The 23,035-nt window shown below is 61.4% G+C and carries 22 protein-coding genes; 11 read left to right on the top strand and 11 right to left on the bottom strand.

Translation table 11 applies throughout. The features are described from left to right. Window positions 1-599 precede the first annotated feature (599 nt). Window positions 600-1,241, bottom strand: coding sequence for a glycine zipper 2TM domain-containing protein (locus AC07XB_RS36630; protein ID WP_492831004.1), 642 nt, complete (start codon window positions 1,239-1,241; stop codon window positions 600-602). Between the two features lie 614 nt (window positions 1,242-1,855). Here AC07XB_RS36630 and AC07XB_RS36625 point away from each other — a divergent pair. After that, window positions 1,856-2,842 carry a Bug family tripartite tricarboxylate transporter substrate binding protein gene (locus AC07XB_RS36625; protein ID WP_492831005.1) on the top strand — a complete coding sequence of 329 codons (987 nt, stop codon included), beginning with the start codon at window positions 1,856-1,858 and terminating at the stop codon, window positions 2,840-2,842. A gap of 236 nt (window positions 2,843-3,078) precedes the next feature. Here the strand turns inward: AC07XB_RS36625 and AC07XB_RS36620 are convergent, their stop codons facing one another. Together AC07XB_RS36620 and AC07XB_RS36615 are read right to left on the bottom strand one after the other, a co-directional pair. Then, window positions 3,079-3,612 (bottom strand): tripartite tricarboxylate transporter substrate-binding protein, encoded by a 534-nt coding sequence (locus AC07XB_RS36620; protein ID WP_492831006.1) that lies wholly within the window; start codon window positions 3,610-3,612, stop codon window positions 3,079-3,081. Between the two features lie 32 nt (window positions 3,613-3,644). Then, entirely contained in the window at window positions 3,645-3,806 is a 162-nt protein-coding gene (locus tag AC07XB_RS36615) for a LacI family DNA-binding transcriptional regulator (protein WP_492831007.1), read from the bottom strand. Window positions 3,807-4,178: 372 nt separating this feature from the next. Here AC07XB_RS36615 and AC07XB_RS36610 point away from each other — a divergent pair, with 372 nt between their 5' ends. After that, complete coding sequence (locus AC07XB_RS36610) at window positions 4,179-4,730, top strand: cytochrome b (RefSeq protein ID WP_492831008.1); 552 nt, start codon at window positions 4,179-4,181, stop codon at window positions 4,728-4,730. Here AC07XB_RS36610 and AC07XB_RS36605 read toward each other — a convergent pair. From AC07XB_RS36605 to AC07XB_RS36585, 5 genes are all read right to left on the bottom strand, one after another. Further along, the gene (locus tag AC07XB_RS36605; RefSeq protein WP_492831009.1) at window positions 4,727-5,335 is read right to left on the bottom strand and encodes an ABC-type transport auxiliary lipoprotein family protein; all 609 of its coding nucleotides are present in this window, start codon (window positions 5,333-5,335) and stop codon (window positions 4,727-4,729) included. The genes AC07XB_RS36610 and AC07XB_RS36605 overlap by 4 nt on opposite strands. After that, window positions 5,332-6,159: an MlaD family protein gene (locus AC07XB_RS36600; RefSeq protein ID WP_492831010.1), complete on the bottom strand. Its 828-nt coding sequence runs from the start codon at window positions 6,157-6,159 to the stop codon at window positions 5,332-5,334. The genes AC07XB_RS36605 and AC07XB_RS36600 overlap by 4 nt, the downstream gene beginning before the upstream one ends. 778 nt (window positions 6,160-6,937) lie before the next feature. After that, entirely contained in the window at window positions 6,938-7,594 is a 657-nt protein-coding gene (locus tag AC07XB_RS36595; RefSeq protein ID WP_492831011.1) for a hypothetical protein, read from the bottom strand. Next, window positions 7,591-8,064 (bottom strand): methyltransferase, encoded by a 474-nt coding sequence (locus AC07XB_RS36590; RefSeq protein WP_492831012.1) that lies wholly within the window; start codon window positions 8,062-8,064, stop codon window positions 7,591-7,593. Before AC07XB_RS36590 ends, AC07XB_RS36595 begins: the two co-directional genes overlap by 4 nt. 78 nt (window positions 8,065-8,142) lie before the next feature. Continuing rightward, on the bottom strand, window positions 8,143-10,263 hold the full coding sequence (locus tag AC07XB_RS36585) for a TonB-dependent receptor (RefSeq protein WP_492831013.1): 2,121 nt from the start codon (window positions 10,261-10,263) through the stop codon (window positions 8,143-8,145). A 125-nt stretch (window positions 10,264-10,388) separates the two neighbouring features. Between AC07XB_RS36585 and AC07XB_RS36580 the strand changes: the two genes are divergently transcribed. Continuing rightward, window positions 10,389-11,222: a CaiB/BaiF CoA transferase family protein gene (locus tag AC07XB_RS36580; RefSeq protein WP_492831049.1), complete on the top strand. Its 834-nt coding sequence runs from the start codon at window positions 10,389-10,391 to the stop codon at window positions 11,220-11,222. 12 nt (window positions 11,223-11,234) lie between these two features. Then, the gene (locus AC07XB_RS36575) at window positions 11,235-11,675 is read left to right on the top strand and encodes an acyl-CoA thioesterase (protein ID WP_492831014.1); all 441 of its coding nucleotides are present in this window, start codon (window positions 11,235-11,237) and stop codon (window positions 11,673-11,675) included. Window positions 11,676-12,435: 760 nt separating this feature from the next. Here AC07XB_RS36575 and AC07XB_RS36570 read toward each other — a convergent pair. Together AC07XB_RS36570 and AC07XB_RS36565 are read right to left on the bottom strand one after the other, a co-directional pair. Then, window positions 12,436-13,416, bottom strand: coding sequence for a Bug family tripartite tricarboxylate transporter substrate binding protein (locus AC07XB_RS36570; RefSeq protein ID WP_492831015.1), 981 nt, complete (start codon window positions 13,414-13,416; stop codon window positions 12,436-12,438). A gap of 8 nt (window positions 13,417-13,424) precedes the next feature. Continuing rightward, window positions 13,425-13,880 (bottom strand): hypothetical protein, encoded by a 456-nt coding sequence (locus tag AC07XB_RS36565; RefSeq protein ID WP_492831016.1) that lies wholly within the window; start codon window positions 13,878-13,880, stop codon window positions 13,425-13,427. 190 nt (window positions 13,881-14,070) lie between these two features. Here AC07XB_RS36565 and AC07XB_RS36560 point away from each other — a divergent pair, with 190 nt between their 5' ends. Beyond that, entirely contained in the window at window positions 14,071-15,048 is a 978-nt protein-coding gene (locus AC07XB_RS36560) for a LysR family transcriptional regulator (RefSeq protein ID WP_492831017.1), read from the top strand. 672 nt (window positions 15,049-15,720) lie between these two features. Here the strand turns inward: AC07XB_RS36560 and AC07XB_RS36555 are convergent. Further along, on the bottom strand, window positions 15,721-16,707 hold the full coding sequence (locus AC07XB_RS36555) for a LysR family transcriptional regulator (RefSeq protein WP_492831018.1): 987 nt from the start codon (window positions 16,705-16,707) through the stop codon (window positions 15,721-15,723). A gap of 132 nt (window positions 16,708-16,839) precedes the next feature. Between AC07XB_RS36555 and AC07XB_RS36550 the strand changes: the two genes are divergently transcribed. From AC07XB_RS36550 to AC07XB_RS36525, 6 genes are all read left to right on the top strand, one after another. Next, complete coding sequence (locus AC07XB_RS36550; RefSeq protein WP_492831019.1) at window positions 16,840-17,691, top strand: aldo/keto reductase; 852 nt, start codon at window positions 16,840-16,842, stop codon at window positions 17,689-17,691. 9 nt (window positions 17,692-17,700) lie between these two features. Further along, entirely contained in the window at window positions 17,701-19,131 is a 1,431-nt protein-coding gene (locus tag AC07XB_RS36545) for an MFS transporter (protein ID WP_492831020.1), read from the top strand. Next, a complete protein-coding gene (locus tag AC07XB_RS36540; protein ID WP_492831021.1) occupies window positions 19,128-20,330 on the top strand; it encodes a (R)-mandelonitrile lyase in 1,203 nt (400 codons plus the stop codon). The genes AC07XB_RS36545 and AC07XB_RS36540 overlap by 4 nt, the downstream gene beginning before the upstream one ends. Further along, a complete protein-coding gene (locus AC07XB_RS36535; protein WP_492831022.1) occupies window positions 20,327-21,403 on the top strand; it encodes an alpha/beta hydrolase in 1,077 nt (358 codons plus the stop codon). The genes AC07XB_RS36540 and AC07XB_RS36535 overlap by 4 nt, the downstream gene beginning before the upstream one ends. 82 nt (window positions 21,404-21,485) lie before the next feature. Next, a complete protein-coding gene (locus tag AC07XB_RS36530; RefSeq protein WP_492831050.1) occupies window positions 21,486-22,505 on the top strand; it encodes an alpha/beta hydrolase in 1,020 nt (339 codons plus the stop codon). A 103-nt stretch (window positions 22,506-22,608) separates the two neighbouring features. Then, the gene (locus AC07XB_RS36525) at window positions 22,609-22,908 is read left to right on the top strand and encodes a helix-turn-helix domain-containing protein (RefSeq protein WP_492831023.1); all 300 of its coding nucleotides are present in this window, start codon (window positions 22,609-22,611) and stop codon (window positions 22,906-22,908) included. Window positions 22,909-23,035: the final 127 nt, after the last annotated feature.

The following is a 23,035-nucleotide window of genomic DNA, read 5'->3' as shown; positions in this document are numbered from 1 at the left end:
AAGCTTCTCACACGCTGGCCCGTACACCTTGATCATTTGGTCGACCTCGCGTTCCGCCTGAGCGGTGCGTTCGGCTTGGGTCGTGCAACCGACGAGCAACGCGGTCAAAGCCAAGTGTATTAAAGTACGCATGGCAGCCTCCAACTCACTAGAATATTAGAGGTGGAAATTGCCCATCAAGTTTCCCTTGAACTGCGATTGACGCACTATGGAGACGGCATGGGTCCTCGTGCGAGTACCCTCTCGTCGTGCCGTTTCTCAATCCGCTACTAAGGGTGTATGTGCGCCGCCGTCATCACGCCATCCACTGCTTGCAGGTGCGAAGTGTTAATGCTTGGCTCTGTCGCAACAAGGAAATCCACGCGGCCGCAAGTAGGATAGACCTGCGATTTTGTTACGCAGCCGATGGGTTGAGTTGCTGGGCGTCAGATGCGGTGTCCCCGAGGGGGCACTGCATCTGAGCTTTGGCGATCATGTGCATGAAGTTGATTGTCTGCCCAGCGCGTTGGATAGCCCGGTGGTCTCACTCGACGATGTTGTTAGCCGCAGACAACCGTCACTCTGTGCACGGATAAGAAGGGTCCCCGATTCGGGCAGAATCATACAGTACCAGCGATTGCTCCATTCTCTACCCGCACTCGCTGGCCAACCCCGATATTTGGCTGCTGTGGGTAGGTGACTACACGGCTTGAGCCGTCATCCATATGGACGCGCACTTGGTATTCGGTATCACTGCGCACGCGCTGCTCGACCATATTGCCCGCGACTCCGCCGCCAAGGGCGCCTAGGACAGTCGCGACGGTACGTCCATTGCCGCCGCCAATCTGGTGACCCAGCAGGCCGCCAGCGAGGGCACCGCCAACCGCGCCTAATCCAGTGCCTTGGCCTTGCTGGGTGATTGGCGTGATGGACTCGACCGTGCCGACGTTTTGGTTGGCCGCTACCCGTCGTTGTGGCTCAGGCCTGTATGCTGGTTCTGTGGGAACTCGACGGGAAACGGTACGAACGTGCGGCCGGGGTGCTGACGGCACCGCAGGTTGGATCGCCGCGGCTGCGGGCGTGCCGGACGAAATGGCAGTCTGAGCCGGCTGTGATGCCGCGGGAGCACCATCGTTACCGTGGGCCTTTGGCAAGATCCCCGTCATCGCCGCCACGCCGACTAGGCTGGCGACAATCACGGCGCCGGCGGCAGTGGCCATCAGTGGATGCAGACGATTCGATTGTTGGCTCGCGTTTTCCATCTCGACCTCCGTAGAGATACTGCGTTGTTCTTGGAGGTAAGTGTGCTCGCTGTGCGGAAAGCGCGAGTATCCAGTTGTAACGAAGTACGAAACGCCAACGCGCAAGACCGAGAGAGCACGGCATGCGGCCTCGTTGACAACAGGCCGGAAAGCCTTGCGCCTTGTAGTAGGACGGACTCCATGCTGCGCATTGGCGCATCGGAAGCCTTAGCAAATTTTTACTGACGCTTACAAAGCTGTGCCTTTATCGGAACGTAAAAGGTCGCCCACTTCCTCGGCTGCGGCGTCGAGGTTCCCGCAGTGGTCAAGAACGAAGGCTCAGACGGATTCTGAGCGCAGGACGCACGCGGGAACTGATTACCTCGTTCGCGTGAGAGCAGCTTGACTCAAATCGGTCAGACTAACCTGATCCGAAAGGGCGTTACTCAGACACACGCTCGCGCCCGATTGATTGGGCTTTTCGATCGATAGTTAGAAAAATACGAATTTACGCATGGGTACCCGACACATATACTCCCGCTCACTAGGTCCGCCGCGTCATGACTGGACTCAATCGACGGACCAGGAAAAACGAAGGTAATAGGCCAAGCAAAGCCGAAGGAGCGGAGACACAAATGAGGAGAAAACTAACACTCGCGTATGTAGGTCTGCTAATGACCTTTTCCGGCGGCTACCCGCTTGGCGCGGCGGCTGCCGCCGATGTCTATCCGACCAAGCCAATCCGCTTCGTAGTGCCGTATCCGCCGGGCGGGCCGACTGATCTGATGGCACGGCTGCTGCAGGCCAGCATGCAGGCCCGCCTCAGCGTACCCGTTGTTGTAGAAAATCGCGCCGGTGCGGGCGGCAATATCGGAACTGACGCCGTCGCCAAAGCTGCGCCCGATGGCTATACCATCCTGCTCGCGGCCAGCGGGCCGATGGCCGTGAATCCGACGCTCTACAAGAGTTTGCCGTTTAACCCGCAGAAGGATCTTGCGCCGGTGATCCAGATATCCGCGTTCCCGCTGGTGCTGGAAGTCCATTCCAGCAGTCCGATAAAGGACGCGAAATCATTCATTGCCGCAGTCAAGAGCAATTCCGGCGCCTATAGCTTCGCCTCGGCCGGGAATGGCACGCCTCAGCATCTGGTCGGCGAATTATTCAACACGGCTGCGTCCACGAAGATGCAGCATATTGCTTACAAGGGGGCTGGTCCCGCCCTGAATGATGTACTGGGCGCGCAGGTGCCGGTGATGTTCGATATTCTGGCCAGCTCGCTGCCCTATCTCAAAGCTGGCAAACTGCGCCCGCTCGCCGTTACCACCAAGGCCCGCGTGCCGGCGCTACCGGATGTCCCGACCCTGGCGGAATCCGGTCTGTCGGGTTTCGAGTTCGTGGCGTGGCACGGCATTGCCGTACCAGCGGCAACGCCGCGTGACATTGTGCTCAAACTGAACAGTACCATCAATGCGATTTTCGCCGATCCTGAATTCCGCCACCGTTGGGAGGCCATCGGAACGCCGGCGGTAGGCGGCACGCCTGAGGCCTTCGGCGTGCTTATTCGCAGCGAGACGACCCGGCTGGGGAAAATCGTGCGGGACACAGGTGCGACGGTGGACTGAGTGAAGGGATGTGCTTCCCTGTGGCTCGCCGCGCTCGCTCGCACCTGAGATGTGTACAACGTCAGCCCCTTCCGCAAGCGGGGGGAGAGCACACATCAGGACAAGGTATGGGGCTAGCCTGCTCCCAAGTAAGCCAGCGGCTGCACTTGATGCAAGGGCTTCGCTGCTATTCGTGCTCCAGTCGTTTGGATGTGCTCCCTTCGGGAGCACATCCATCGCGCTTGCGCGGCGCATGTCTACTCCACTACGACATTGGCTGCCCGAGTGACCTTGCCCCACTTGTCCGTTTCCCTCCGAATATAACTGGCGAACTCGTCGGGCCTACTGCCGACGACCTCGGCGCCGAGCGAGGCCAGCTTTTCCTTGACGGGCATCGACAGGGCCCCGGTTGCCGCTGCGCGCAACTGGTTGATGATTTCCTTCTGCGTACCTGCTGGCGCCACTAACCCGCCCCAGGAGGAAGCATCGAAGCCCGGCAGCACCGTTTCGCCAATAGTGGGCGCGGCGGGAAAGGCCGACACGCGATTCCTGCTCGCGATGGCGATCAGCTTCAGTTTTCCTCCCGTGATGTAAGGCCGTGCCGCAACGGCGGTGGTGAACATCATCGACACCCGGCCGGCCATCACATCGGCATTGGCCGGCCCGTCACCCTTGTAGGGTACATGGAGCATGTCCAGCTTCAGGCCGGAGCGGAACATTTCACCCACCAAGTGGTTGGAGGCGCCATTGCCGGCCGAAGCGAAGCTGTACTTGCCGGGATCGGCCTTCACCTCGGCCACCAGGGCACGGATGTTATTGGCCTTTACTCTTGCTCGCGAATCACCCTGAGAGCGCGCTCCTTGGTCTCAGGCTTCACCGACTGGAGGTCCTGTAGGACGCGGGACACGGTAGTGTGGGAAACACCGGCAAGGCGGGCGAGATCATTGCCGGTAAGTCTTTTTATAATGTTACATATTCGACACATTGCGCCGGCAGAGGCTGTCGACGCCGTAGTGACATCACTCGTGCCCAGCAGGGGAAGTGGTCGGAAGTCGGTTGCTCCGAGGCGGTGTGGGTCGGTATTGCAGGGAGCCGGCCAGCTTGTTCGGCGGGATTCACCACCAACCGTCGCGGCGGCCCGGGAGCCAGTGCAGTGCCTAGTCGCCGAACTATCATTATTGAGATAGCATTCAGAACGATCTCGAGGCCATCACGACGGGCACAACGACTGAGTCCCTAAACAAATCTAGCCGTCGATTGCTTGTGTTCACTTGTATGGCGGAATCGCCCTAGAGCAGGTGCGGCGGGCTATCCGTCTACCTGGGCCGGCAGGATATAGATTGACGCAACGTGAACAATGACTTCGATCAGGAACACTGAAGGCCACTATGGAGTTATAGCGATCCTGTTGCATTGGTCGATGGCTCTCCTCGTTATTGGGCTTGCCACATTGGGCCTCTACATGGTCACGCTCCCGGATGTCGGCTTCAACACGAAGAAAATCGTGCTGATTCTCTACCATAAGGAGATCGGACTGTTGGTACTAATTTTGGTCGTTGCACGGTTGGGATGGCGTGTAACTCAAGTACTACCGCAGTTGGTTGCACATCTACCGGATTGGCAAAAAATAGCCGCACGATTTGTCCATCTCTGCTTCTATGCACTGCTGATCGCCCTGCCGATCAGCGGATGGATTATGTCGTCCGCGGCAGGCATTTCGGTATCATTCTTTGGGCTGTTCACCCTGCCTGATCTCGTGGGTAGTGATGAATATCTGTTTCATAGATTCATCGACATCCACAAATGGTTGGGCTATGCTCTCATCCTTTTCATATTCGTTCATGTGGGCGCGGCACTAAGGCATCATCTGATATTCAAGGACGATACCTTACGCAGAATGTTGCCTTAGTGTGCCTTTTCGACCGTAAATTTGGCGAGTTCGCGCAAGACGTTCACCATCGCGTCATTGGCCGCCACGACTCCTGCGTAGGGGGTTCGATCCCGCATGGGTTCCTGCACCGAAAGTTCTTTGGTCGCAATAACTTGGGCCGTTACCTCCCGACTCAGATAGAAGCGCATGGTGAGTCGCAGGAGCGCGGGGGTCGAGCTGAAGTCCTGCTTAAGTTCCAGGATCTCGGTGCGGAGGGCGTAAGTGGGATGGCCGAAAAGCGGGGGCGCAAAGATCTGGCTGAAATAGTGAGTCTGTAGCAGGGTAGAGATAATCAAAGGTTGAATCATCTGTGATGGTGTTTCCGCCCATTCATTCTGACTGAAATACGCGATCTGATAAGCCTGGCTCGTATAGGCCATCTGCGTTGTGGCATAGATCGGATCGGCCTCCGGGACCAGAACCAACAAGGTTGCGGAGTGGGCCTGCTCGACGGGAAGATCAAGCGGAATTCTGTTTAGCACATATCTGTTTGTCTCAATCTTTACTGGCGAGAGTATGGCGCAGCCTGAGCCCAAGATGACGCTGAGTGTGACAAAGAGCGCCCTGCCCACATAGACTTTCATTTCTTTTCCCCCGGTCCCGGTGGTGGCGGTGCGGTGCCGCGAATCAAGCTTGACGGGTCTCGATTGAGCTTGGTAGCTAGGTCCGCGAGGGAAGTGGACAGATTATCAAGATTGGACAGAGCCTTGTACGCTTCTGGCAGGATCTGCGTCTGGAGCGCTCTTAGGGTGTCATGACTCGATTCCAGGAGTGGCTCAAAGCGATGACTCGCGCGTTCGGTATTGGCAATAATTGAGTTCAGTTTCTCAGTGTTTTTCGCCAGCGCATTGGTTGCTACCTGCAAGCTCTCAGCGGATTCCTTCAGTGACGCCACGGTCTTGGTGTCGAGTGTTGTTACCAGCAGGTCAGTAACGGTCTGAAAGTTCTCCTTAACCTGATTTAGCGTCGTGTCGAGAGTCATGACCTTCGCCGGTGTCGTCGGGATGATCGGATAGGGCGCACCGGGCTGGGTGGTCAGTGGCCGAGAATCGCTGCCGACGTCTTCGAGCGCGATGTAGACGTAGCCGGTGAATCCTCGTGTCGCGAGTCCTCGGGAGGTAATCGTCGCAACGCTGGCCGAAGTAACCGGCGCGTCTTTGTCAATACTCACGACGATGCTCACTGAACGCGGATTGACGAGCCTGACGCTTTTCACCTTTCCCACATCGACGCCATGGAATTCGACGGGGGCATCGGCAATGAGCCCTGATACCGACTCCTGGGTATAAATCTGATAGGTCGCGTACCGACTTACGGAGTAGAAGTACCAGGCCGCCCCAGCGGAGATCGAGATAAGCAAGAACACCAAAAACAAGAGCCTTGCCTTCGTGTTGATGCCGTTTTCCATCGCGCATCACCTCCAGGAAGTGGGCGTTGGCAGAGGTTCGTTCGGAATCGTTCTCATATGGAAACCTCATGCGAAGTGGCACGCCCATTTGGACGGTGCTGGAGCATGCTAGATCCCAGTTGATGTTCTATCGCCGGTAACATCGCGAAGCAAGTCTTTTTTAGGTTTGGTCAGAGAGATCGGGATGAAGCCCGCGCTGGTTTTCCCGCGATCAACAACGTGGTCTAGCTGACCGACTCCAATTTTCGGATCTCACTCGGACTGTGTATGCCCCAGAAATCGCCGACGGACTTGGAAAATCTATCGCCGGTGTTTGTAGGGCAGCCCCTTGGCGAGTTTCCCTGCCGAAGGACACTCCAATACTCATATGTCGTTTCGAGGCAACTCTAATTCTCATGCGCAGCCACAAGTAAGGCACTCCGCCGGACCCCGGAGGAATGCAAGGCGAAGCACGACAAGAACGCGGGCATTGGGTGGGACGATGATGCCGCTTGCGAAAGCGGCGCTGCGGCGCGTACGCGCATCTTGTGATGTAAAGCACACGCCGGGCGCGGTCTGAGGGCGCATGGGCGCTAGTTCTTGGCGCGACGGGGCGGGTGCGACCTTCGAGTTGGGAGCGTGGGGCACGCCACTCGTTCAGTCTAGGATCTAGGCCGCCTTATGGATAGCGTTCGCGAGAGATGAGGCTGTGCAGCTCCATTTGCGGTGGGGGCGCTCGAGTCTCTCCGCGCCCCAGATCAGGAGTCGGCGATCCGAAGGTGAGATGTCGTTACAAATTTCAGCTTTCCTCGTCCCAGAGTTTGGCGGTCATGTCGCCGCGAAGCTCTCTGACGAGGGATTCGGCCAACTCGGCTTCCGCGTCCATGACGTCTTCACTGTGGTACGCGGCAACGACGCCCTCAAGGGCCTCAATGAATTGCTCGCGGCCATCGGGTGTCTTCAGTTGGCAGCCGGACGCAGCGATAAGGGCGTCGGCAAGAACGCGAGCGGTGGCGTCTCGAAGTTCGCCAATTACAATGGAGAGTATTTTGGGGCTGACGGATTCGGACATGCGCGAATCGCCTTCCGGGACTTGGCCTATTGGGCGGTCTTCCTGTAAAACACTGATCTTACTGCGCAAAACAGGCGCATTCTGCGCTATGTTGCAAAGTACTTTGCCAAGGCTAAGGGACGTATGAAAGCGCGGCCGAGTGCGAGCGGCGTAGAGCGACTGAAACTCTATGATTTCGCCACGCACAATGCCAAACATGGGCAGCAGCGTGGCAGATCCATTTGCCCCCAGGTAGGAGCGTAGCCATACGGAATGGAACAGCGTGAATGCCCAGGTCAGCGGGTGCAGGTACAAGTTGTCGGGAGGTCGCACTGGTCGAGGCAGATCGGCCTTCGTTGATTCGGCCGCGGTGCTTGCGTTCGGGCCGATGGTCACGCCGTTCATGACTTAACTGGATACAGGCTCACGCGATTGGGCTGCGGCTTGCTTGCCAGTTCGTCGGCAACCGCCCCGATCACCGAGAACTCGGCAGCCGTTGCCGTCACGGACGCCACCGTCAGCCCGGCTTGGGCAAGCAGTGACTGGAACTCAGATTCTCGCCGCTCGCGGCCGCTCAGCGCGCTTAGCATGTTCAGGTCTGAACGACAGATAGACAGATCGTGCTCCGACAGGTCTAGGCGGTCGGGAACGATTCGTTCCAGCACCAACAGCCTGGCACCGGGCGGCAGGGCGCGACTGCAGTTCCCGCCGGCGCGGCGACACCGGTCCAGCCGGAGAAACGCGTAGCTAGGACGGCCGGCCTCCGCGATGGTCGGCACGTCGGGCAGGACGCTCACACGCTGCGTGCCGGTGACGCCGAGCGCACGCAGCCGACCGGACCATACGTGCGGAACCTGGGCGGTAAGACCGCCCATCGACCAGTTGGTCTCGCCGCCAAGCAGCGCTCACGGTCTCAGGGCGAAGTCACCGCCCTGGGTAGGTTGTCGCAACGCTTACATCCGATACCGGATGGTAGCCATCACGCTGCGTGGCGCACCCGGCATGTTCAGGTTGGCGTTCGAACCGTGCGCCGACACGATGTAGTTCGTGTTGAACAGGTTATACAGGTTCAGTTGCGCCTCGAACGGTCCGTGGCGATACCAGGCCATCATGTCCGCCGTGACATAGCCTGGCAGCGTCACCGTATTGGCCTGGTCGGCCATCCGAGCGCCCACCAGGTTCAGGCCACCGCCGATGCCGAAGCCGTAGCCCAGCGCCTTGGTCAGCCAGACGTTGCCGGAATGGCGCGGCGTGAGCGTCGCGCGCTTGCCCTGTAGCGCGGCTGTCGACTTGGTGACCTCGGCGTCCAGGTAGGCATAGCCGGCCAGCATGCGCCAGCCGCTGCCGAGCTCGGCGGCGGCGCTCAGTTCCACACCGTCCGTGCGCTGCTCGCCGACCGGGATCAACGCGGTGCCGGTGGCATTTGCGATCTTCATATTGGTCCGCTCGAGCCGGAACACCGAGATCGTCGTGCTTGCCTTGCCGTCGAGCCAGTCGTACTTGGCGCCAATCTCCGTATTGTTGGTCTTCTCAGGGGCCAGTTCGGCATTGTTGGCCGCCAGGGCGAAGGTTTCGCCCGACGGCTGGAACGACCGGCTCCACGACACGTAGTACGACTGCGCCTTCGACGGCTGCCAGACCAGGCCCGCGCGGGGGCTCCAGGCGTTGTCGGTGCGCGACAGATTTGGCTGGCCGGTCAGGCGCTGCATCGTGTCCTGCTGGAAATTGTCGTAACGCACGCCAAACAGCGCCTTCCACTGCTCGCTGAAGGCGATCATGTCCTGCGTATAGAACGCCAGGGTCTTGGCGGTGGCCAGGTTGCTCGTGGCGGGCGTGCCGCCGACCAGGCGCGGCAGCGTCGGGAGCACCGGGTTGAACAGGTCGAAGCGACCCGGAACGGCGCGGGAGTAGTTCACCAGGTCCTTGTTCTGCTGGCCGATCTCCATGCCGTACAGGATTTCATGCTTGGTGCCGAAGATCGTCGCCTTCTGCGTCAGGTCGGTCTGGTTGAACCAGCCGTGCTCCTCCCGAAAGACGTTGGAGTGCGACATCGTCAGCGTCTTTGTCGCTTCGTTGACCGAGCTGGTCAGCGTGTTATTGCGGTCGAGCGAGTAGTGGTAATACCGTGTGGCGTTGCGGATCGACCAGTTGTCGTTGAAGCGATGGTTGATCGTGGCCGTGCCCGAGTACACGCGCGATTGGGAGTAGTCGGCGTCGCGCGCATTGGCCGCGCCGTAGTACCGGGACGCCGGTACGTCGACCGGCCTGCCGTTGTATGCTGGGATGCCGAAGTCGGTCACCCGGCGGTCTTCCAGGTAGTCGGCCTGGAGCAGCACGGTGGTCTGCGGCGCGATACGCAGTTCCAGCGACGGCGCGACGGCCGCGCGGTCCAGGAACTGCTGCGAGCGGTAGCTGTTCGCTCTCTCCACGGCGCCCGTCACGCGGAAGGCGGCGGCACCATCGGCAAACACGCGGCCCACGTCGGCTTCGGCGCGGCGGTCGGCCCACATGCCGTAGCTCAGGGCGAAGTCGGTCACGTCGAGCCCCGGCTTCTTGGTCACGCGGTTGATCAGGCCCCCCGACGAGCCGCGGCCGTACAGCACGGCCGCCGGCCCCTTGATGACCTCCAACCGGTCCACGTTCGACAGGTCACGGAAGTACAGCGCGTCATCGCGAATGCCGTCGACGAACTGGTCGGCGATCGCCGAGAAACCGCGGATCGACACCTGGTCGCGCTGCCCGTCGCCCGTGGAGAACGACACACCCGGCACATTCTTCAGCGCGTCCTGGATCGAATTGGCGTGCTGGTCGCGCATGACATCGGCCGTCACCACATTCACGGTTTGCGGAGTATCGCGCAGTGGCGCCTCGGTCTTGGTCGCGCTGACGGCGGTCGGCGGGTTGTAGCCCTCGCCCAGTTCTCGGCTCACATCGGCCTTGACGGTGACTTCCGGCAGGCTCTGGGCAGTGGTGGCCTGGCTGGCTTCCTGTGAATGGGCGATGCCGACAAGCATCGGCTGGCAGGCGAATGCGGCAAGAATGGCGCGCTGCAACGGGTGGAGATTTAGGCTCATTTTCCCTGTAATGCGTTGTAATAAATATTCAAATGCGACGCATTATCATTTCCAATAAGGCCTAGGTCAACGCATATCTTGCAATAATCGAGGGAGCCAGTGCTTAAGAAGGACGAACCCCGAGGATCGTCTACGCCAGCATCTCCGGCTTCGGGCAGGACGGTCCGTATGTGAAACGGCTTGGCTTCGATCACATCATTCAGGGCATGGGCGGCATGATGCCGATGAATGGCTATGCCGACGACGGTCCGATCCGTGTTGGCATCGCGGTATCAGACATGGCAGCCGGACTCTACTGCGCCCTGGGCGTGATGACCGCGCTGCTTGAGCGCGAAAAGTCAGGCGAGGGCCAGTGGGTACAGGTCTCGCTGTTGCAGTCGATGCTTGCGATGGAGGATTTCCAGGCCGCGCGATGGCTGTTTCACAAGGAGATCCCCGATCAGCCGGGTAATGACCATCCGACGTCGATTCCAACCGGGGTCTATCCCACCGCCGACGGCTATATCACCATCGCAGCTGGCGAGCAGGTCATGTTCAAGCGGCTGTGCGACGCCATGCTGGCGCCGGATCTGTGGGAGACACCGGAGTTTTCGACAGAGGGGTCGCGCTCGATCCATCGAAAGGCCCTGAATGCCGAACTGTCCAGGAGGACCCGAATGCGAACGTCGGCCGAGTGGCTTGAGATTTTCGAGCGTGGCAGCGTCGCGGCCGGGCCCATCAACACGATGGACAAGGTGTTTGACGATCCTCAGGTGAAACACCTCGGGGTGGCCCAGCCGCTGACACATCCAACGCTGGGTCCGATCAGCGTGGTCGGCCAACCGTTCAAGCTGACGCGCACGCCGCCGCAGATGCGCAACACAGCCCCGGCCCGTGGTGAGCATACCGACGAAATTCTCGGGTCGATCGGTTTCACCGCGGCGGATATCCGCGCTCTGCGGGCGACCGGCGCGGTGTGAGCAGGTGCGCAATTGCCCGACCACAATCTGATTGACCCGCCCCAAGGCCCGGTGTTGTTCACCGTGGACTTGCCGATCCGATGGAGCGATATCGACGCCGAGGGTCGGGTCAACAACGTGCAGGTGCTCCGCTTCGCAGAGGAGGCCCGGATGCAGTGGGAGAATGCGGCGAAGCTCTCGCGGGAGGCGCCCGACTTGATGCCCGTGGTGGCCAACGTCAACTGCAGCTATTACGCGCCGATCGGCTATCCGGTCACGGTGCAATGCGCCCGAATCGGTCGCAGCGGCGTGGGGCTCCATTTCGAGATGCGCGACGCTGCGCATCTCGAAGTCAGATTCGCCACGGCAACCGCTGTGTGGGTGTGGGTCGACAAGGCGACGGGCATTTCGCAGCCTGTGCCCGCCAGCTTGCGCGCTCACTGTGGTGAAGCGCCCGATGCCAGCCAACATTGAGCGAAGTCCATGCCTGCATTCTTCCTCAGCTTCTTTGCCCGGTTTCTCTCGCCGCCCCGGCGGAGCAGAGGAGCGCGCACGGGCTAAAGCCGGGCTTCCAAAACTCGATACAGCCAGGATTCTTCCTGGTGTTTTTTTTTGCCCGGCAGGGCGCACGCACTAGAGGGTGGAAGTCCCTCACACGCCCGGCAAAGGGACATGTTAGCCAGAGGCAAGGGTTCCCCGGCTGACTGAGGGTCCTACGGAGGGTCGCGCGTGGTACTCGGGGCTACGTCGAGATCTCTCTGCTGGACACTCGGCGGCGCTTGCAGTGTCGCTCGTGAACCGCCGTATGCGGAACCGCACGTACTGTGGTGTGAAAGGGCTGACGGGGCGACCCCTCACCCTACTCGATAGGTTCATCGCCGAATTCACACTGACAGGCTGCCGCAGGAATGGCGGCCAACAGCCGAGTTCGACTGCAGATTCAACCGGTCGTTCGGGTCTGGTTCATCGCGAAGACCGCTGCCGAAGTGCAGCCGCCATTGCGGCTCTTTATTTTCGGCTCGGCGCGGTAGAACAGGTCCAGAAGCGATCGGGGTGAGTCGGTGAATGCTCAGGCAGCCATTGCGACTGCCTTACTCGTTCGGCTAGTGGTCTGGCCCGTTCGACATGCGGGACTGCGGCAACACACGGCGCGGGAAACGCACCCGATACCCACAGAGTGGCGCGTGGTCAGGCAAGAGTCAGGGCCGTACCACTTGTGCCACCCCGCGTCGTCTCAGTTCGAAGTGATCCCGGCCTGTCGGACCACCTCGCGCCAGCGTGGGACCTCCTGGCGGATCGCCGCAGTCATCGCTTCCGGGGTACCAGGCTCGATCACCCTGCCTACCTGCTCATAGCTGCTGCGAATGTCGGCGGACTCCATGACCGCGGCCAGTTCCTTGTTCAGCCGGTTGACAATGGGCGTGGGCAAGTCCCGCGGCGCCACCACGCCGATCCAGACCGCGTCAAAGCCCTGCCAGCCGAGTTCGGCCAGGGTTGGCGTGTCCGGCAGCAAGGCCAGCCGCCGGGTACCGGTGATCGCCAGCGGCCGGAGCTTGCCGGCGCGGATCTGCGGCAACAAGGGCGCCACGCCTTCCAGCAGGACATCGACCTCTCCGCTCATGACGGCCATGGTAGCGGCAGGGCCCTTGTATGGAATGTGCTGGATATCCACGCCGGTGGCCGCCTTCAGTTGCTCCATATAGACGTGCGTAGGGGTGCCGTTGCCTGGGGAACTGTAGCGCAGTTGTCCCGGATTGGCCCGGGCGGCGGCGATGAGTTCCTGCATCGACCTGACCGGCAGCGACGGGCGTACCACCAGAACCTGGGGCCCACGGAACAGGATGCCGATATGCGAGAAGTCCAGTACCGGGTCGTAGGACAGGTTCGGGAAGAGGCTCGGGCCGACACTCATCTGCACGGCATGGACCATGCTCAGGGTATAGCCATCCGGCGGGCTTTTCTTCACGATGTCCAGGGCCGCGATGCCGCCCGCCGAGGGGTGGTTTTCGACGATGACCGGTCGCTGTAACGCAGCCGCCAGCTTGTCGGCCACCTGACGCGTGACGACGTCGATGACACTGCCGGGCGCGCTCCCATTGACGAAGCGGATCGGCCTGGAGGGATAGGGCTGGGCGACTGCCAGGCAGGCAGCGACACTCGCCAGGATGGCCAGAAGGCAGCGGGCAATGCGGGCTATGGCAAGCCGGGGGATCATGGTGAGCCTCATGGTGTCTGGCACAGCGTCTTGTACTCGATACGGAAGGCATGGAAGGGCCTGGTATCGACATTGTGGATGGCGTGTTCCGCTTGCGCCGGCAACCTGACCGCGAGCGGCAACTCCGGGTTGCCCTGGATGGCTGGAGGGATCGCATTGCCGTTCCGGTCGAAGTTGATGTACTTCGGCCGGCTGTCCACGATCAGGACACTTGGCCACCGGTGGTGGTGCAGGTTCTCGCGCTCGCCCGGTGCCACCGTGACTTCCAGCACGCGAATCTGGACGTTTTCATAGATCACGCGATGATTCGCAGGTGCGGCCACGACTGCATCATGCTCCATGGGCCACTCGGCTGTTTCTTCCATTGCCGTGCACAAGGCCGGAATCTGCGCTGGAGACCGCCCGGGCAAGGCGCCGGCGAGCATCGAGGCCAACAGCATTGCGCACTTGCCTTTCTGATTCATGGTATCACTCCAAAACCGTTGTCCCGACCGGCTCGGCGCAGCCGCGGCTGAGGGGCAGACTGTCCGTGAGGCGTCTCAAATCTAGGCGCCGGAAGGAACGGCGTCGATAACCACGCCGGCATTTCGCCTGTGCGAGAATTTCACGAATCGTTGAAGTTCTGGCGCCCACCTGGCTGGACTGGAGCTCCGTATGGACCGGATTCGCCGCTTCGAGATGTTTGTGCGGACTGCCGATGCCGGCAGCTTCGTGGCAGCCGCGCACTCGATGGATCTCACCCCCTCGGCGGTGAGCCGGGCGGTCGGCGAGCTGGAGAAGGTGCTGGGCGTCACGCTCTTCAACCGCAACACGCGCCACCTTGAGCTGACCGAGGACGGTCAGCGATTGCATCACCAGGCGACGGACCTGCTGGACAGATTGCGGGCCCTGGAAGTCAGCGTGATGCCGAGCGCGGGCAGGGTCGATGGCACCGTCCGCATCGGCGTGTCGGCAGCGCTGAACCGACACGTGGTCATGCCGCGGCTGGCGCCCTTCCTCGACAGCCATCCTGCCCTGCGCCTTGAGTTGCGGATGACCCAGGATGCGCGGGCATTGCGCGCGGAGAATATCGACGTGCTGCTGCATGTCGGCGAGCCACCGCCGTCGAACCTGGTGGCCGTGCGCCTCGGGCAGGGGCGTCCCCACGTCTACGGCTCGCCCGCCTACCTGGAGCGGGCCGGCATGCCGACTGACCCGGACGACCTGGTCCGCCACCGCTGCCTGGTGTTCAGGCCGCCCTGGCTGCTGCAGCCGATCCAGACCTGGACGTTCGAGCGCGATGGCCTGCGCAAGTCGGTTCAGGTGGAACCCGCGCTGGTCTCCGATGATCGGGAGGGGTTGCTGGTCGGCGCGATCGCCGGTGCCGGACTGGTGTACCTTGGCGCTTTCGATCCCATGCTGCTTGCCACCGGGCAATTGCGCCGCGCCGTGCCGGATTGGTCGTGCGTGAACAGCTTCAGTATCTACGCCATGTATCGCCGCGGGTCCGGCCGGGTACCGCGCATCGCCGCGTCCCTGCAGTTCCTGCGCGACGCCTTCCAGCAGTTCGATCCGAAGGAGGTCACGATTGCGCATGCCTCGCCGACCAACGGTACAGTGGCGCCAGAGGGCGGGTGGGTTGCAGGCACATAAACGGGTTTCAAGCACGCCGGCACAATGAGAACCCGTCCATCGCAGCAGAAACACGCAGCATTCGGCGAATACGTCGTTCGGTACGGCGCCCTCCGCCGCTTGCAGGAGGCAGGTCCAAAAATTGGCTGATGACGGCCTGGCAAGGCTGAAGATTGACTGCACGCCGGCGCCGTCTGGCTCTCCTGTCGGCTGGGCCGGCACGACTGGGTCAATGCATCGGACTTCGAATCGACGGAGGGCGGGATAGACCTGTGTGCTTCTTCGACAAGCGGCTCGCATGCCGAACAATCCGATCCAATGCTGTCATTGTGTGCCTGCCGGACGTTCACCGCTTCAATGCGGCCACCCCAACGACCCACTGTCGCAGTCATACCGCGCAGCACAGGTCGAGGAAAGCGCCAAGCACCAAGGCATGGGCTATCGACGTTGGGCCTGATGCCGGGAGGAAGGTACGGAGCAGAAACGTCCGAATGTCCTAATGACGGTGCAGGCGAACGACGCTTCATGGCCTGGAAGGGACCTCCACCCGCTGCAACCCAGTCGTCTCTTCCCTTATCGGCCAGTCGCGTACCCCCATACGAACGTCGAAAACTTGGCGTAGCCCAGCCATTCGACAGGGTTGTCATCGCTCTCTTACAAACTTCTCCTCCTCGCAACGGGCCGAGTAAATTGTCAGGTTGTCCTGCGGGTTGCGATCGGCCTGTCCGTGCGTCCGCGCCGTCGGCTAGCCTGCAGTTCCTTTTCAGTAAGCACGTATTCGGAATTATCGGAGAGCCGTCGGACCGCAAGATCAATGAACGCGCGCGCGCGGGCTGGCTGCGAAGAGCGACTTCCGAAGTAGACAAAGTAGCTCGCATAGTCGGGCATGTGGTCCACGAGGACAGGGATCAATTGCCCCGACCGGATATAGGGCGCCGCTGTGACACCTGCGATTTGCCCCAGCACCTTGCCCGCCAACACGGCTTGCAACTCGAAAAGCTCGTCATTGCTGCAAATCGCTGGCACGACGGGTTGATCGACCAGTTGATCGCCAAGCTTGACGCGCCACGGAAGCACCTTGCCGGTGCTTGGATGACGATAGGCGCTGCAGCGATGCGAGGCCAGGTCCGCGAGCGAATCCGGCATCCCGTACGTCTCGAAGTAGGAGGGCGCGCCGCAGATTGGCATTTGCACGGGAAACAACCGCCGCGCGATCACGCCTTCATGGGGTGACGGACCCAACCGAAATCCGACATCGACGCGGTCCTCGACCCAGTTGCCGATCCGATCATCTAGCAGTACGTCTGGCTGGATTCCGGGATGCATGTCGCAGAACTCGTCGACCAGCCGCCAGAGAATGGGTTGGAACGTCGTGCGCGGCCCCGTGATACGAAGGGGACCTGCAAATTCGTCCTTCGCTGACCTGGCTGTCTCCAGCGCCCGCTGCATACCGAGTAATGACGGCTGGACGTCTTCGAACAGTCGCTGGCCCGCATCGGTCAGTGACATCACGCGCGTCGTGCGATGGAACAGACGCGCATCCAGATGCGCTTCCAGCTGAGCCAGCGCCTTGCTTGCCGCCTGCGGACTGATGCCCAGCGCCAGCGCCGCCTTGCGCAGGCTGCCCAGTTCCGCAGCCTTGATGAAGGTGGAAATCGACCGAAGCTCGTTGATCGCCATGGCAGGGCTCCTTTCTCACGGGACCGATATTGTCATCGATATGATGATAATCAATCAACCTGAATGTCACTGTTCAGATGCGAGTGTTGTGCCTACAGTTCTAGCATTCGCACTTCCCGGCAGGAGCACTTCATGCAACACGTCGTCCTGAGCAACGGTCTTCTCATGCCTATCGTCGGTTATGGTGTCTTTCAGATTGCGGACGCCAACGAATGTCAGCGCAGCGTCGTTGACGCTGTCGAAGCCGGATATCGCCTGATCGACACCGCTGCGTCCTACCTGAATGAAGAAGCGGTTGGCAAAGGGTTGCGTGCCAGCGGCATTGCGCGCGACCAGCTGTTCGTCACCAGCAAGCTGTGGGTCCAGGACACTGGCTACGAACGCACAAAAAAGGCCATCGACGACTCGCTGCGCCGGCTGCAACTCGACTATTTGGACCTCTATCTGATCCACCAGCCCTTCGGCGACGTCCATGGTTCCTGGCGTGCCATGGAGGATGCCTACCGAACCGGAAAGCTGCGCTCGATCGGCGTCAGCAACTTCCATCCAGATCGCCTCATGGACATCAAGGCGTTCAACGAAATTGCGCCGATGGTCAATCAGGTGGAGGTAAACCCCTTTCAGCAGCAGCGGGAGAGCGTGCCCTTCATGCAGGAGATCGGCGTGCAGGCCGAAGCATGGGCGCCTTTCGCAGAAGGCCGCAATGGTCTCTTCGAGAACGCAGCGCTGGTCGGCATTGCCGAACGCCATGGCAAGTCGGTCGGTCAAGTCGTGCTGCGCTGGCTGGTGCAGCGGGGCATCGTTGCCCTGGCGAAGTCCGTGCGCAAGGAACGGATGGCAGAGAACATCGCTGTCTTCGACTTCGAGTTGGATGATGCGGACATGACCGACATCGCGGAACTCGACACCAACACGAGCAGCTTCTTCTCGCACCGCGACCCGGCGATCGTCAAATGGATGGCCGAGCGCAAGCTCGACCTTTGAGTGCGCCCGATGACCATCGTGCAATCCGAGCTGCCGGCGCGCAACGCCGGTAAGGTGCTGGCCATCATCGTGGCCAGCTACCTGATGATCGTAGTGGATATCTCCATCGTCATCACGGGACTACCCCGCATTCAGGCCAGCCTGGGCTTCACTGCGGCCCAGCTGTCCTGGGTGACCAACGCCTATACGCTGGCTTTCGGTGGGCTACTGCTCTTCGGTGCGCGGGCCGGCGACATCCTGGGACGGAGGCGCATGTTTATCGTGGGCCTGTCCCTGTTCACCCTGGCATCGGTTGCCATTGGCTTCGCACCATCGGTACGCTGGCTGCTGACGTCCCGCGCGATCCAGGGGGCGGGGGCTGCCGTGCTGGCGCCTTCGACGCTGGCGTTGCTCTCGACCCACTTCGCCGAGGGGCACGCGCGGACCCGTGCGCTCTCGCTGTATGCCGCTGCCGCCGGTGTCGGGGCGACGCTCGGTCTGGTGCTGGGTGGCGCGTTTGCCGAACTCGTGTCGTGGCGTGCGGGATTCTTTATCAACCTGCCGATTGGCCTGCTGCTGATCGTGGCCGCGCGGCGGCACATTGGCGAGACGCAGAAACATGCGGGACAGTTCGATGTGGGCGGCGCCATCAGTTCCACCGTTGGGATGACGGCGCTCGTCTACGGCCTCGTGCGAGCGGCCGACGCCAGCTGGCGTGATGCCATGGCGCAGGGCGCATTGGCAGGTGGCGTATTGATGATCGCGGTGTTCGTTGCCATCGAGCGGCGCGTCGGCCAACCGATCCTCCCATTGCGATTGCTGACCAGCCGGGAGCGCGTCGGTGCCTACCTCGCTCGCATGCTCTTCCTCGGCGGCGCGGTAGGCTTCTGGTTTTTCTCCACGCAGTTCCTGCAAGGCGTGCTCCGTCTCTCGCCCTTGCAGGCGGGCCTGGCCTTCCTGCCCGTTACGCTGCCCAACTTCGCAGCCGCGATGGCAGTGCCCAGGCTGTCTCGTCGCTTCGGCGACGACATGCTGCTTCTGGCCGGCCTGCTGCTCGGCGTCGTTGGGCTGGTCTGGCTAGGCCAGGCTGACTCGCTCTCGCGCTACTGGCCGGGCATTGCCTTCCCCATGGTTCTGATTGGGCTGGGACAAGGTTTGCTCCTGGGGCCACTCACGGCAGCGGGCGTTTCCGGCGTTGCACGTGAAGACGCCGGCGCTGCGTCTGGCCTGGTGAACGTGGCCCACCAGCTCGGTGGGGCGTTGGGGCTCGGATTGCTCGTGCTCGTCTTCTCCAGCGCGGTGCCGGCTGGCGCCCAGGACAGCGTGGCCCTCGCGCAGCGCATTGATGCGGTCATGGATGTCGCAGCCTTGTTGCTCGGCACCGCGCTGATCGTGTGCTGGCTCTTTATCGTCGCGCCACATCGTGATCGAAGCGTCCAGCAAGGGAGGGTGCAATCATGAGATCACTGCTGTGTCTTGCACTCAGTGGCGCATCGGCGGTCGCATCGGCGCAGCCCGCCGATGCGCATGGGAAGCCGCCGGTCGTAGTTGTCCGCGCGGCAGCCGCGCAGCCGGCTGCCACAGGAAGTCCTGAAACCTTCACCGGCGGCGTGCGGATCAGTTCTCCGTTTCAGGCATTTCCGCCGGGTCAGGCTGGTGGCGCAACCGTGACCTTCGCAGCTCGCGCCCGCACAGCCTGGCATACGCATCCTCGTGGGCAGACGCTGATCGTGATCCACGGGTTGGGTCTGGTGCAGCAGGACGGCCAGCCGGCGCAAGCCATCCACGAGGGCGATGTCGTCACCATCCCGCCGAACGTGCGCCATTGGCATGGCGCAGGACCTGCAGAGTCGATGACGCACATTGCCATTGCGGAGAAGGAAGGCGGCAGTGCAGTGACGTGGCAGGAAAAGGTCAGCGATCAGGACTATCAGGCCACCTTGGACAGCACGGGCCTTTCGGCGCAGACCAGCGCGAAGCCCGCGGCGCAGATCGCCACGCAAGCGGCATCGCACACGCTCACTGCAACGCAGCAGGCTATCCCGGTGATCGCAGCCTTTACCGCATCGAGCGATATGCCCAGGCTTCACGCGGCGCTGGAGCAGGGGTTGGACGCGGGACTGACTATTGGCGAGGCCAAGGAAATTCTGGTGCAGCTCTATGCATACGCCGGCTTTCCCAGAAGCCTTAACGCGCTGAGCGAACTGCTCCATGTCGTGGATCAGCGAAAGCAGCGCGGCATTGAGGATCCGCCGGGCCGGGAGCCCCGTCAGGCCGTGCCAACGGGGCGCGATCTGGTGGCTGCGGGCAGGGCAAATCAGGCGGAGCTTGCCGGTGGGCCGGTACATGGACGTGTCATGGACTTCGCACCGGTCATCAATCAGTTTCTGCAGGCTCACTTGTTTGGTGACATCTTCGAACGGGACAACCTTGACTGGCAGAGCCGCGAGTTGGCTACGGTAGGCGCGCTCGCTGCCACGCCGGGCGCGGAGGCGCAATTGCGTTCCCATATGCGGGCGAGCTTGCGCGTAGGCCTCAGCGCTGCACAGTTGCGGCAGTTGGTCGAGACGCTGGCCGACGGCGTCAACCAGGACGTCGCCGTCCGTGCAAAGGAAGCGCTGGCGCATGCCCTTGCATCTGCATCGAAGGATCAACCATGAACATCACCCGAATGCTCTTGAACGGCGCCGTTGCGTTGCCGGCTCTCATCGCCGGCTGTGCAATGCACGCCGGCAGCGAGTCTGCCCCGTTGTCGATCCAGGCACAGGGCAGTTTTGCCGCCGGCGGAGTCGTGCGGACGACGCCGGGTACCTATGACAACAACAAGCCGACTGCAGCGGGGCAAAGTTTCCACGGCGACCATCTGTACGCCTTCTTTCAGATCCCCGAGAATCCAAGACCTCTTCCCATCGTGATGCTGCACGGAGCATTCCAGTCGGCACGCAGCTGGGAAACGACCTCGGATGGACGTGAAGGCTTTCAGACGCTGTTCTTGCGCCGTGGCTTCCCGGTGTATCTGGTGGACCAGCCGCGGCGCGGCCGCGCTGGCAATAGCACTGTCGCCGCAACGACGGAGCCGGCTCCGAACGACCAGCTCTATTTCGACCAGTTCCGGCTCGGCAAGTGGCCCAGCTACTACGGTAACGTCCAGTTCGACCGCAAGCCTGAGACGCTGAATCAGTTCTTCCGCTCGGTCACGCCCAACACAGGTCCCTACGACGCGGGCGTGATTGCTGACGCCATGGCCGCGCTGCTGGGAAAGACTGGACCGGCGATCTTGTTCACCCATTCGCAAGGTGGTGGACCAGGCTGGCTTACGGCAATCAAGAGCCAGAACGTCAAGGCCATTGTTGCGTTTGAGCCGGGCAGCGGCTTCATCTTTCCGCCGGGCGAAGCGCCGCCACCCATGCCGAGCGCCGCAGGCACGTTGTCTCCCGAGACCGTGTCACTGCCCGACTTCGAAAAACTGACGCGCATTCCCATCGTCATTTACTACGGCGACAACATTCCCACCGCGCCAACGGCTGAACGAGGCCAGGACAACTGGCGCGTACGGCTGGCCATGGCTCGCCTCTGGGTAGCCGCGATCAACCGGCATGGTGGCGATGCCCGCTTGGTGCACCTTCCCGAGGTGGGTCTCCGCGGTAACACGCATTTCCTGATGTCGGACCTGAACAACGTGCAGATCGCTGACGTGGTAACGACCTTTCTCGTTGAAAAGAAGCTCGATTGAAATGAACGATCAAGCCGTGAATGAAAAAAGGCGCGAGTTCCTGAAGGACTCCGCTATCGCCCTCTCCGCCACCAGCCTCGGAATGATTGCCATGACGAAGACCGGCGCCGCAGTCGCGGCCGACCGCAACACGAACCCCTTCACGCTGGTGTACGGCGGCGCGATCACTGCCAACGAGCCGGGGAAGGTCCATATCCACCCTGTGAAATACAAGCTCGATGGTGTGGACATCGTGGCCAATGTCTACACGCCGGCCAACTTTGATCCGAAGGGAAAGTACGCTGCCATCGTGGTTGCGCATCCAAACGGTGGAGTAAAGGAGCAGACCGCTGGTCTTTATGCGCAACGGCTGGCGGAGCTAGGGTACGTCACGATCGTGGCTGACGCGGCCTATCAAGGCGGCAGTGGAGGGCAGCCGCGGTCCGTAGACACTCCGGCGAATCGCATCGAGGACATTCATGGCATGGCGGATTTCATCATGCTGTACCCGGGTGTCGATGCGGGACGTCTGGGTCTGTTCGGCATATGTGGAGGGGGTGGCTATTCGTTGGCGGCCGCGAAGACCGACAAGCGCTTCAAGTCGGTGGCGACGCTGAGCATGTTCAATTCCGGCCGCGTTCGCCGCAATGGATTCGCTGACTCGCAGCTCGCCACGATCCAGCAACGTCTGAAGCGGGCCTCAGACGCGCGTGCGCAGGAAAGGGCGGGCGGCAAGATTCTCTATTCGGGCGATGCAGACATGACCGACGCCCAGATTGCAGCGTTGCCGTTCGAGATGTATCGACAGGGCTACGAGTACTACTGGCGGACGCATGCGCATCCAGGCTCGACGTTCAAGTACACGACAAGTAGTCTGCTGGACCTCATGCGCTGGGATGCAACCGATCAGATCGAATTGATCGAACAGCCGCTCTTGATGATTGCGGGCAGCAAGGCGGACAGCCTCTACATGTCGGAGGCCGCGTTCGCCAGGGCGACCGGCGCGAAGGACAAGGAGCTGTTCAAGATCGAAGGCGCGACGCACATCGAGACCTACTGGGTGCCCAAGTATGTGGATGCGGTCGTCGGCAAGTTGGCTCCGTTCTATGGGAGGAACCTCTGATCCGACGCTCATCGAGTTGCATCGGCCTTTCTGAGGTCTCCACCTGAGCGAGCTTTAACTTTACCGGCAGGGCGGTGCCTGTCCGTCGTGTCCCTATCGCCGCTTGCGTAACGGCTCTAGCAGATGCCTAAATCTGACTGGCAATTTGTCGGTAGAGGCCTTGGCTCACCGTGCCCTCATGAGCCCGCGCAACCTGGCCAGGGCGTTTTCGGCCGAAACCGGCAGCACGCCGGCTGCGTTTGTCACCCGTGCGCGCGTGGACCATGCGGCGACGCTACTTCTGCAAACGGATTGGCCGCAAGAGAAAGTCTCGTCGGAGAGTGGCTTTCGGTCGATTCTGTTGAAAAACTCGGTTTGGATATCGATCGGGATAGGCGTTCGCTCCCGGTGGGGCTCGCGTTGATCTGCGGCGCCCGAGCTTCGGGGGTCTTCCGACCTAGTGCATCGCGGCTAAGAAGCTGTTGCGAAATTACCCATTGGGTCTGTTAACTTTTTCGAGCCGGTGTTAACTTCCTGTCTTGTTTTGCCTG

It is taken from the genome of Cupriavidus sp. GW821-FHT02F09 (genome assembly GCF_059421605.1).
This window is presented reverse-complemented; position numbering and strand designations above follow the sequence as displayed.

What these genes read in the sequence shown, in the direction of transcription:
- AC07XB_RS36625 (WP_492831005.1), top strand. Translation starts at nt 1,856, where the DNA reads ATGAGGAGAAAACTAACACTCGCGTATGTAGGTCTGCTAATGACCTTT.
- AC07XB_RS36565 (WP_492831016.1), bottom strand. Translation starts at nt 13,880, where the DNA reads ATGAATCAGAAAGGCAAGTGCGCAATGCTGTTGGCCTCGATGCTCGCC.
- AC07XB_RS36590 (WP_492831012.1), bottom strand. Translation starts at nt 8,064, where the DNA reads ATGGGCGGTCTTACCGCCCAGGTTCCGCACGTATGGTCCGGTCGGCTG.
- AC07XB_RS36605 (WP_492831009.1), bottom strand. Translation starts at nt 5,335, where the DNA reads ATGAAAGTCTATGTGGGCAGGGCGCTCTTTGTCACACTCAGCGTCATC.
- AC07XB_RS36540 (WP_492831021.1), top strand. Translation starts at nt 19,128, where the DNA reads ATGAGATCACTGCTGTGTCTTGCACTCAGTGGCGCATCGGCGGTCGCA.
- AC07XB_RS36600 (WP_492831010.1), bottom strand. Translation starts at nt 6,159, where the DNA reads ATGGAAAACGGCATCAACACGAAGGCAAGGCTCTTGTTTTTGGTGTTC.
- AC07XB_RS36550 (WP_492831019.1), top strand. Translation starts at nt 16,840, where the DNA reads ATGCAACACGTCGTCCTGAGCAACGGTCTTCTCATGCCTATCGTCGGT.
- AC07XB_RS36545 (WP_492831020.1), top strand. Translation starts at nt 17,701, where the DNA reads ATGACCATCGTGCAATCCGAGCTGCCGGCGCGCAACGCCGGTAAGGTG.
- AC07XB_RS36610 (WP_492831008.1), top strand. Translation starts at nt 4,179, where the DNA reads ATGACTTCGATCAGGAACACTGAAGGCCACTATGGAGTTATAGCGATC.
- AC07XB_RS36555 (WP_492831018.1), bottom strand. Translation starts at nt 16,707, where the DNA reads ATGGCGATCAACGAGCTTCGGTCGATTTCCACCTTCATCAAGGCTGCG.
- AC07XB_RS36560 (WP_492831017.1), top strand. Translation starts at nt 14,071, where the DNA reads ATGGACCGGATTCGCCGCTTCGAGATGTTTGTGCGGACTGCCGATGCC.
- AC07XB_RS36585 (WP_492831013.1), bottom strand. Translation starts at nt 10,263, where the DNA reads ATGAGCCTAAATCTCCACCCGTTGCAGCGCGCCATTCTTGCCGCATTC.
- AC07XB_RS36615 (WP_492831007.1), bottom strand. Translation starts at nt 3,806, where the DNA reads ATGTGTCGAATATGTAACATTATAAAAAGACTTACCGGCAATGATCTC.
- AC07XB_RS36630 (WP_492831004.1), bottom strand. Translation starts at nt 1,241, where the DNA reads ATGGAAAACGCGAGCCAACAATCGAATCGTCTGCATCCACTGATGGCC.
- AC07XB_RS36595 (WP_492831011.1), bottom strand. Translation starts at nt 7,594, where the DNA reads ATGAACGGCGTGACCATCGGCCCGAACGCAAGCACCGCGGCCGAATCA.
- AC07XB_RS36570 (WP_492831015.1), bottom strand. Translation starts at nt 13,416, where the DNA reads ATGATCCCCCGGCTTGCCATAGCCCGCATTGCCCGCTGCCTTCTGGCC.
- AC07XB_RS36530 (WP_492831050.1), top strand. Translation starts at nt 21,486, where the DNA reads ATGATTGCCATGACGAAGACCGGCGCCGCAGTCGCGGCCGACCGCAAC.
- AC07XB_RS36535 (WP_492831022.1), top strand. Translation starts at nt 20,327, where the DNA reads ATGAACATCACCCGAATGCTCTTGAACGGCGCCGTTGCGTTGCCGGCT.